Below are 3,325 nucleotides of genomic sequence, written 5' to 3'. Positions count from 1 at the left end.
CTCGTTGACGAGGTTCGGCACCAGCACGACGCTCACCGCCGCGCCGAGCACCGTGCCGCCGACGCGGTAGACGGCCTTCGCGCGCGTCGCGCCCGAGAGGACCTGGCTGGTGATGTAGACGGTGCCCACCGCCCAGTAGGGCCGCGGCAGGTCGATCCAGAGCGCGAGGAACAGGGCGAGCATCGCCGCCGCGTAGGTCTTCAGCGCGAACGCCCAGTCGCGCCATCCGGGAAGGGTCACGACGCCGGCTCCAGCTCGGGGGCGGCCGCGGCGGCCTCCCGCCCGTAGCGCTGGAGCGCCGCGAAGACCCGCAGGCTCGCTTCGAGATCGGCGTCGTCGACCTCAGCGAAGACCCGCGCGCGCAGGGTCGAGAGCGCCGCCTCGATCTCCTCGAAGACCTGCCGTCCGCGCGGGGTCAGACCCAGCACCTTGGCGCGGCGGTCGGAGGGATCCTCGCGGCGGACCACCAGCCCGGCGACGGCGAGCTGGTCGAGGAGGCGGACCAGCGAGGGGCCTTCGATGCCGACGGCCTCCGCCAGGACGTTCTGGCGCGGTTCCTCTTCCATCCGACCGATGATGATCAGCGGGTGCGCGGTGGCGTCGGACAGGCCATGCGCCTCCGCGACATTGTTGGCGGCGCGCCGCCAGTGGCGTCCCGTCGTCAGCAACGCGTGCGTGATGGCCTGCTGCAGCCGCTCGCGCGTCCTGGGATCGTCGATGTCGGTCACGGTCTGATCCCCCGCCGCGAGGACCCGGCGAAGACGCCGGATCAATCAGTTCACATACTGATAGATAGCATCATATCGATTTGGACAGGGTGACATCGTGGTCGGTCAGGGTTGCGGGCGACGAATGGGCACGTCCCTCGTCGCGAGAGTGTGCAGCGTCAGCGGAATGCAGCTCAGGGTCCGGCACGCACGTGTGCGGAACGGTGAGCGGGCCAGTCCATCCCGCCCCTTCATCCTGAGGTGCCCGCGTCAGCGGGGCTCGAAGGCGGGCTTCGGGGATCGCGCGGCTGGCTGGAGCCCGCCTTCGAGGCCTCCGTTGCGCTCCGGCACCTCAGGATGAGGTGGAGCGGGGGGCGCCGATCAAGGGCGTCGCGGTCTCGCAGCCGCGCCGTCAGGCCGGATGCGTGTTGTGGATCTGGTCGAAGTCCAGCGACGCCGTATCGATCACGATCTGCGTCCGGCTGATGACCTCGAGCTTGCGCAGGATTTCCGAGACGTGCGCCTTCACGGTCGAGTCACCGACCTGCAGTTCGTGAGCGATCTGCTTGTTGAGCTTGCCCTGCCGGATCATCATCAGCACCCGCAATTGCTGCGGTGTCAGCCGGGCGAGGCGCTCGGGGAGCGGCGCCTTCTTGCTCCGTGGTGCGGGCGTTGTGGCCTCGGCGAGACCCGGCGGCAGGAACAGCGCCCCGCGCATCACCTCGGTGATCGCCCGGGTGAGCGTCGCCTTGTCCATGGCCTTCGGGACGAAGCCCGCCGCGCCGTGCTGCAGCGCCTCGCGCACGATGCGCGGATCCTCGTGGCCGGAGACGATCAGGATCGGGATCCGCGGAAAGCTCGCCCGGATGGTGATCAACCCGTCGAAGCCGGTCACGCCCCGCATGGAGAGGTCGAGGAGTGTCAGGTCGATGCTGCGATTCGCGGCGAGCACCGCGCAGGCCGCCTCGATCCCGTCCGCCTCGTGAAGGACCGCGTCCGGATGCGCGAGGCGGATCGTGGCCGCCAGGGCGTCGCGGAACAGCGGGTGGTCGTCGACGATGAGGAGATTCACGCAGACCTCGGTCCTTCGCTCGAGATCCTCACAGGATCCGCCGAACCCGCGGGCGGGAGGTCCGAAGGGTGATCGATGCGGCCCCGGGGCGCAAGCGGGTGTTGAGACGAACGCCGCGCCCCGAGGCCCAGGCGTGCCGGCCCGGGAAGGCCGACACGCTTTCGGTTGCGCGCCGTCAGCGCGCCGCCACCGTCTTCGGCAGCTTGAACGCCCAGAAGCTGCCGCCCTGGTTGATGCCGGCGGTGGACTTGGCGACCTCGCCGCCCCAGAGCGGCACCGCGCCGCCCCAGCCGGCCGCGACGCCGACCCACTGCTCGCCGTCCTGCTCCCAGGTGATCGGCGAGGAGACCACGCCGGTGCCGACCTGGAACTTCCACACCTCCTCGCCGGTCTTGGCGTCGAAGGCCTTCAGGAAGCCCTCCGGGGTACCGGTGAAGACGAGGTTGCCCGCGGTGGTGAGCACGCCGGCCCAGAGCGGGGCCTTGTTCTTGTACTCCCAGACGACCTTGCCGGAGGCCGGGTCGATCGCCTTGAGCGAGCCGATATGGTCGTCGAAGACCGGCTTGATGGTGAAGCCGGCGCCGAGATAGGCGGCGCCCTTCTTGTAGTTCACCGGCTCGTTCCAGATATCCATGCCCCACTCGTTGGACGGCACGTAGAACAGCTTGGTGTCGGGGCTGTAGCCGATCGGCATCCAGTTCTTGCCGCCGAGGAAGCTCGGCACCGCGAAGACCGACTTGCCCTTCTTGTCGTCGCCCTGGGCCTTGCTCGGGTCGCCGGGCCGGTTCTCCTCGTTGTAGATCGGGCGGCCGTTCTCATCGATGCCCTTGGCCCAGTTGATCTTCTCGACGAACGGCGTCGCCGAGATGAACTTCCCGTTGGTGCGGTCGAGGACGTAGAAGAAGCCGTTGCGGTCGGCGGTGGCGCCGGCCTTGATGGTCTTGCCGCCCTTGTTCAGGTCGAACGGCACGAACTCGTTGACGCCGTCGAAGTCCCAGCCGTCGTGCGGGGTGGTCTGGAAGCCCCAGACGATCTCGCCGTTGTCGGGGTTGAGGGCGAGGCGCGAGGAGGTCCACTTGTTGTCGCCCGGCCGCAGCCAGGAGTTCCACGGACCCGGGTTGCCGGTGCCGAAGTAGATCAGGTTGGTCTCGGGGTCGTAGGTGCCGCCGAGCCAGGTGGCGCCGCCGCCGAACTTCCACATGTCGCCCGGCCAGCTCTCGTTGACCTTGCCGGTCATGGTCGAGGGCTTGCCGTTGAGCTCGCCCATGTGGCCCTCGATCACGGGGCGCTTCCAGACCACCTCGCCGGTCTCGGCGTCGCGGGCCTCGATCCGCCCGATCACGCCGAACTCGCCGCCCGACACGCCGGTGATGATCTTGCCCTTCACGATGATCGGGGCGGCCGTGTAGCTGTAGCCGGCCTTGAAGTCGTCGATGTCCTTGCGCCAGACGACCTTGCCGGTCTTGGTGTTCAGGGCGACGAGCTTGGCGTCGAGCGTGCCGAAATAGACGTTGTCCTTGTAGAGGGCGGCGCCGCGGTTCACCAC

The 3,325-nt window shown here is 68.8% G+C and carries 4 protein-coding genes; all 4 read right to left on the bottom strand.

The window, feature by feature from the left end:
• Nucleotides 1–240, bottom strand: a 240-nt coding sequence (locus I53_RS19935) for an FUSC family protein (RefSeq protein ID WP_043353912.1), incomplete at its 3' end; no start/stop codon positions are given.
• On the bottom strand, nt 237–728 hold the full coding sequence (locus I53_RS19930) for a MarR family winged helix-turn-helix transcriptional regulator (protein ID WP_081948821.1): 492 nt from the start codon (nt 726–728) through the stop codon (nt 237–239). The genes I53_RS19930 and I53_RS19935, both read right to left, overlap by 4 nt.
• 391 nt (nt 729–1,119) lie before the next feature.
• Nucleotides 1,120–1,779 carry a response regulator transcription factor gene (locus tag I53_RS19925; RefSeq protein WP_043353911.1) on the bottom strand — a complete coding sequence of 220 codons (660 nt, stop codon included), beginning with the start codon at nt 1,777–1,779 and terminating at the stop codon, nt 1,120–1,122.
• Nucleotides 1,780–1,954: 175 nt separating this feature from the next.
• Nucleotides 1,955–3,325 (bottom strand): PQQ-dependent dehydrogenase, methanol/ethanol family (locus I53_RS19920; RefSeq protein WP_043353908.1); only part of this gene is annotated, 1,371 nt, incomplete at its 5' end.

Origin of the sequence: Methylobacterium sp. B1, assembly GCF_000333255.1 — a bacterium.
GTDB classification, from domain to species: domain Bacteria; phylum Pseudomonadota; class Alphaproteobacteria; order Rhizobiales; family Beijerinckiaceae; genus Methylobacterium; species Methylobacterium fujisawaense.
Note: the sequence above shows the minus strand (reverse complement) of the source record. Positions and strands in the feature narration are given on the sequence as shown.